This window comes from Serratia sp. A07, from assembly GCF_058725505.1.
Map to the genome: position 1 here is coordinate 1 of NZ_JBZXDO010000078.1, position 5,482 is coordinate 5,482.

The 5,482-nt window shown below is 52.9% G+C and carries 5 protein-coding genes, 4 tRNA genes, 1 rRNA gene and 1 other RNA gene; 9 read left to right on the forward strand and 2 right to left on the reverse strand.

What is annotated here, in order from left to right; genetic code table 11:
* Positions 1-7: 7 nt before the first annotated feature.
* The 3 genes from rrf to birA all read left to right on the forward strand — a co-directional run bounded on the left by rrf (position 8) and on the right by birA (position 2,496).
* Positions 8-123: ribosomal RNA gene (gene rrf, locus AC4PR2_RS27245) — 5S ribosomal RNA — on the forward strand.
* A 376-nt stretch (positions 124-499) separates the two neighbouring features.
* Positions 500-1,537 (forward strand): UDP-N-acetylmuramate dehydrogenase, encoded by a 1,038-nt coding sequence (gene murB, locus AC4PR2_RS27250; protein WP_492175821.1) that lies wholly within the window; start codon positions 500-502, stop codon positions 1,535-1,537.
* On the forward strand, positions 1,534-2,496 hold the full coding sequence (gene birA, locus AC4PR2_RS27255; RefSeq protein WP_033636716.1) for a bifunctional biotin--[acetyl-CoA-carboxylase] ligase/biotin operon repressor BirA: 963 nt from the start codon (positions 1,534-1,536) through the stop codon (positions 2,494-2,496). The genes murB and birA overlap by 4 nt, the downstream gene beginning before the upstream one ends.
* A 45-nt stretch (positions 2,497-2,541) precedes the next feature.
* Here birA and coaA read toward each other — a convergent pair whose 3' ends face one another.
* Both coaA and AC4PR2_RS27265 read right to left on the reverse strand, forming a co-directional pair.
* Positions 2,542-3,492, reverse strand: coding sequence for a type I pantothenate kinase (gene coaA / locus AC4PR2_RS27260; RefSeq protein ID WP_033636718.1), 951 nt, complete (start codon positions 3,490-3,492; stop codon positions 2,542-2,544).
* Between the two features lie 219 nt (positions 3,493-3,711).
* Positions 3,712-4,260 carry a GNAT family N-acetyltransferase gene (locus tag AC4PR2_RS27265; RefSeq protein WP_060441478.1) on the reverse strand — a complete coding sequence of 183 codons (549 nt, stop codon included), beginning with the start codon at positions 4,258-4,260 and terminating at the stop codon, positions 3,712-3,714.
* Positions 4,261-4,656: 396 nt separating this feature from the next.
* On the opposite strand from AC4PR2_RS27265, the gene AC4PR2_RS27270 reads away from it, so the two are divergent.
* The 6 genes from AC4PR2_RS27270 to AC4PR2_RS27295 all read left to right on the forward strand — a co-directional run.
* Positions 4,657-4,732: transfer RNA gene (locus AC4PR2_RS27270), tRNA-Thr, on the forward strand.
* A 25-nt stretch (positions 4,733-4,757) separates the two neighbouring features.
* Positions 4,758-4,842: transfer RNA gene (locus AC4PR2_RS27275), tRNA-Tyr, on the forward strand.
* Positions 4,843-4,888: 46 nt separating this feature from the next.
* A non-coding RNA gene (locus AC4PR2_RS27280) (RtT sRNA) lies at positions 4,889-5,004 on the forward strand.
* A gap of 36 nt (positions 5,005-5,040) precedes the next feature.
* A tRNA-Gly gene (locus tag AC4PR2_RS27285) sits at positions 5,041-5,115 on the forward strand.
* Positions 5,116-5,121: 6 nt separating this feature from the next.
* Positions 5,122-5,197 (forward strand) — tRNA-Thr (locus AC4PR2_RS27290).
* 109 nt (positions 5,198-5,306) lie between these two features.
* On the forward strand, positions 5,307-5,482 hold a 176-nt coding region (locus tag AC4PR2_RS27295; protein WP_016831079.1), incomplete at its 3' end, for a GTP-binding protein.

Genomic DNA, 5,482 nt, shown 5'->3' on the forward strand with positions numbered 1-5,482 from the left:
GAATTTGCCTGGCGGCAATAGCGCGGTGGTCCCACCTGACCCCATGCCGAACTCAGAAGTGAAACGCCGTAGCGCCGATGGTAGTGTGGGGTCTCCCCATGCGAGAGTAGGACACTGCCAGGCATCAAATAAAGCCGAAAGCCCTGAACTGACGTTCAGGGCTTTTTGCTATGCGTGAAATAAATATCCTGACTGTATCTATTACTTTGAAAAATACCTTTTTGGCATATGTAGCTTAGTCTTATAAGGAAGCATAATGTTTTTTGTCGGAGAAATAGCCAGATCAATATATAATTGATAGCTTCAGATTATTATTTAAATAATAAAAATGCCTATTTATTAAGATGTTGATGAGAATTATCCGGTTATATCAAAGATAAATCTTAATTCTCCAGTGTATTATTCGATAAATTTCACGTTAATTAAAACAAATATTAGCCAGACGCCTCGAATCGAGTAGACTAGGCGAAAGATTATTTCCGTATAGGTACTGAACGTTATGTCTACTGAAAGCGCGTCTTTAAAAAACCACAATACGTTTGCGCTCCCGGTCAACGCAGCGCACCTGATCATAGCCGATAGAATTGAGCAGATGCTCAAGGTTTGGCAACAAACGCGCAAGCGTCAGGAGCCGCTGCTGATTCTCGGTGAAGGTAGCAACGTGCTGTTCCTGGAGGATTTTTCGGGCACGGTCATGGTCAATCAGCTAAAGGGTATCGACGTCCGGGAAGATAACGATGCCTGGCATCTCCACGTCAGCTCCGGTGAGAATTGGCATGATCTGGTGCAATATACGCTGCAGGCCGGGATCTGCGGTCTGGAGAACCTGGCGTTGATTCCTGGATTGGCCGGCTCCGCGCCTATTCAGAACATCGGCGCCTACGGCGTCGAATTGAAAGACGTTTGCGAGTATGTCGACTTGCTGGATTTCTCTACCGGCGCTATCGATCGCATTCCGGCTGCCGAATGTGGTTTCGGCTACCGGGAAAGTATTTTCAAACACCGTTTCCAAACCGGACATGTCATTGTCGGGCTGGGTTTACGCCTCAACAAACAGTGGCAACCCAAATTGAGCTACGGCGATCTTGCTAAGCTGGATCCCGCTACGGTGACGCCGCTTCAGGTATTTGAATCCGTATGCGCCATGCGCCGCAGCAAGCTGCCCGATCCGCGTGAAACCGGCAATGCCGGCAGCTTCTTCAAGAATCCGCTAGTGAACGCAGAGAAAGCCGCAGAACTCATCGCCAAATATCCTGGCATACCGCATTATCCGCAGCAGGATGGCCAGGTGAAGCTGGCCGCCGGCTGGCTTATCGACCAATGCGAGCTGAAAGGATATCGTCTCGGTGGTGCTGCGGTACACCGCCAGCAGGCGCTGGTGCTGGTGAACATCGACAACGCCCACAGCCAGGATGTGGTGGCGCTGGCGCGCCATGTACGCAAGACGGTGACCGATAAATTTGGCGTCTGGCTGGAGCCTGAGGTGCGTTTTATTGGCGCGACCGGTGAGCTGAATGCCGTGGCGGTGCTGTCATGAAAGATACCAAGGTTCCGTTAAAACTGATCGCGCTGCTGGCCGACGGCGAATTCCATTCCGGGGAACACCTCGGTGAGTCACTCGGCATGAGCCGTGCTGCGATCAATAAGCATATTCAAACCATTCGCGAGTGGGGGCTGGATGTTTTTACCGTGCCTGGCAAAGGTTACAGCCTGCCTGGTGCCATCCAGCTGTTGGAAGCCGAGCGTATCCTCAGCCTGCTGGAAGACAAGCGTGTAAGCGTGTTGCCGGTGGTCGATTCCACCAACCAATACTTGCTGGACCGCATCGCCGAATTGCACTCCGGTGACGCCTGCGTCGCTGAATACCAACAGGCGGGGCGTGGGCGCCGCGGGCGGCAGTGGATCTCGCCATTCGGCGCTAATTTATACCTGTCGATGTTCTGGCGCTTGGAGCAAGGCCCGGCGGCGGCAATGGGGCTTAGCCTGGTGATCGGGATGGTGATGGCGGAAGTTCTGCAGCGTCTCGGTGCGGCAGACGTGCGCGTTAAGTGGCCTAACGATCTTTATCTGAACGATCGTAAACTGGCGGGGATCCTGGTCGAACTGACGGGAAAAACCGGCGATGCGGCTCAACTGGTCATCGGTGCCGGCATTAACCTGGCGATGCGGGATACCAACGCCAGCGCCATTACCCAGGGCTGGATTAACCTGCAGGAAGCGGGAATTCAGATCGATCGCAATGAGCTGGCTGCAACCCTGCTCAATGAGCTGCGTCAGTCGTTGAAACAGTTTGAGATAGACGGACTGGCGCCATTTATCGGTCGCTGGCGTACCCTGGATAACTTTATCGACAGACCGGTCAAGCTCCTGATTGGCGAGCGGCAGATTGTGGGCATCGCCCGAGGTATCGATTCGCAGGGGGCGCTACTACTGGAACAAGACGGAGAGATAAAACCCTTCATCGGCGGGGAGATATCACTGCGCAGTGCGGAATAGTTAGAGAAAGGGGGACGGCAACGTCCCCTGAATCGATCGGTAGGCTTACTTTCTTAAACGCACGCTTTCAACGGCGTGGTTAGCGCTTTTGGTCATGATCAGGCTGGCTCTCTCGCGCGTAGGCAGTATATTCTGCTGCAAATTCAATCCGTTAATTTCATTCCACAATTGCGTGGCGATATTAATCGCTTCCGGTTCCGGCAATTTTGAATAGTGATGGAAATAAGAATCGGGATTGGAAAATGCGCCCTGACGGAATTTCAGGAAGCGATTGATATACCAGCTTTGCAATAGCGTCTCCGGGGCATCAACATATATAGAGAAGTCGACAAAATCGGAAACGAATACGCGATGCGGATCGTGAGGGTAATCCATACCGCTTTGCAATACGTTAAGCCCTTCCAGGATCAGAATATCCGGCTGCTCGATGACTTTATTGCCCTCGGGCACAACGTCATAGATCAAATGGGAATAAACCGGGGCGGTGACGCGTTTGGCGCCGGATTTCACTTCCGACACGAATTTCACCAGGCTATGCATATCGTAAGACTGCGGGAAGCCTTTTTTCTTCATCAGGCCGCGTTCGTTCAGCACCTTATTTGGATGCAAGAAACCGTCGGTCGTGATCAGCTCAACGCTGCGGTGTTCCGGCCAGCGGCTCAGCAGTGCCTGCAACAAGCGCGCTGTTGTGCTCTTACCGACGGCTACGCTGCCGGCGATGCCGATGACATAGGGAATTTTTTGCCCGTCGGTGCCGAGGAATTGCTCCAGTACCGCCTGCCGCCGCAGGTTGGAGCTGATATAGAAGTTCAACAGTCGTGACAGCGGCAGATAAATCTGCGCAACTTCTTCCAACGAGAGATCTTCGTTAATCCCTTTCAGTTTAACGATCTCTTCTTCCGACAACGTCAGCGGCACCGAATCTCTCAACGCAGCCCATTGGGTACGATCGAACTGTAGGTAGGGCGTTGCTAAAGATTGATCTCTTTTTATCATAAGCCAAATTCTGCCTGTTAACGCAGGTTGGGAAAGGCGCCGGACGCCAGCTCCAGAGAATAAACAAGCTGCATATTATAGACAGCTTCGTTTTTGGCGTAGACTTTTTTCGCAAAAGTTGTCGATAGGCAGCAGTTTATGTCAATTGTGCGAAGCGGCGCGCAGTTGATAAAGCGGGGTTGCAAGGCGGTATCATCGGGGCCGGATACCGCCTGAAGGCTAGCTGGCGATGGCGCGCGAAGGTTGGTTCACGGCGAACAGGCGTTTGTAATAAATAACGGTTGGATGGTAATGCCCATCGGGCCCTGCCGCATAATCCGGTAGCTCGCCCAAACAGCGATAACCCAGGCTGCGATAAAGCGCTTCTGCTGCCGAACCGGCCTGCGTATCCAGGTACAATAGCCCGCGCTGCTGTTGCAGTGCCGCGTGCTCCAGTGACTTCATCAGCGCCTGACCTACGCCGTTTCGGCGAGCGCGGCTATGCACCAACAGCTTCACTACCTCCGCACGATTACGGCCGTTCGGCTTCTGGCAGAGCTCGAGTTGCACGGTGCCAACGACGCCGCGCTCGTCACGGGCAATCCACAGCAGCAGTTCACCTTTGGCCAAGGCCGGCCGCAGACTGTGGAAGTAGCTTTCGGCGTCTTCGTGAGGGATTAAGGTGTCGTAACCGACAGAAGCGCCGTGCGTGACGGCATCGGTCAACAGGCGGGCCAATTCATCGCGGTAAATCGGTAGCGTAGCGGCGTTGATAGGCACTATTTTCATCGGTCATTCCTCCTGGGATGGGGGTAATGAAGAGAAGCAATAACTGAGCCACAGCGGCGAAAGGCATGGCGACGGCAAAAGGGCGAGGGATCAGTGTAGCCCACGCCGCAGTCCGGGGCAGGTATCCCCTTTTTGGTGCATCGATCCCGCTCACAGTTTACCTGCGCGGGTTAAGTGTTTTGAGAAGCCCGACACGGAGAAAGCGGCGCTCAAGGCTTGCAAAAAGTGGATAAAATTGTAGAGAATGATTGCCGCGAGTGATGAATGTTTGCACGCCGCAGGCTGCGAATTGCATGACAGTATGCAAAATTGACTGATTTATGAGCGAAAGTGCGCGTAAAGCAATTTTTTTGTTGCATAGGTCGCCCGCTCTACCTAGAATGCGCTGCACTTGATGCCGGCTTAGCTCAGTAGGTAGAGCAACTGACTTGTAATCAGTAGGTCACCAGTTCGATTCCGGTAGCCGGCACCATTCAAGTCACAAGTAGTTAAAATCTGGTGGGGTTCCCGAGCGGCCAAAGGGAGCAGACTGTAAATCTGCCGTCACAGACTTCGAAGGTTCGAATCCTTCCCCCACCACCAAATCTTGCCTTCGGCGATTAACTGAGATGCGATAAATACCGCAACGGTTGATGGCGGGAGGAGAGGGCGAAAGCCTTCGGCAAGGTTCGAGCTGTGCAGCGCAAGGCGCAGCCGGCCCGAAGGATGCGAGCCGAGTGATGAACAATCCTGCTCCATCCCAAAATTCTACAGAAAAATCAGGTAGCCGAGTTCCAGGATGCGGGCATCGTATAATGGCTATTACCTCAGCCTTCCAAGCTGATGATGTGGGTTCGATTCCCACTGCCCGCTCCAAGATGTGCTGATATAGCTCAGTTGGTAGAGCGCACCCTTGGTAAGGGTGAGGTCGGCAGTTCGAATCTGCCTATCAGCACCACTTCTTAATTTCTCGCCCCCTGATTTTCTTTCTGTTCTGGATTCAACGAGCAAATGCTTGGTTGATGTGGTGATACCACCGATTTATCCGTGTCTTAGAGGGACAATCGATGTCTAAAGAAAAGTTTGAACGTACAAAACCGCACGTTAACGTCGGTACTATCGGCCACGTTGACCACGGTAAAACTACCCTGACTGCAGCGATCACTACCGTACTGGCTAAAACCTACGGCGGTTCTGCACGTGCTTTCGACCAGATCGATAACGCGCCAGAAGAAAAAGCTCG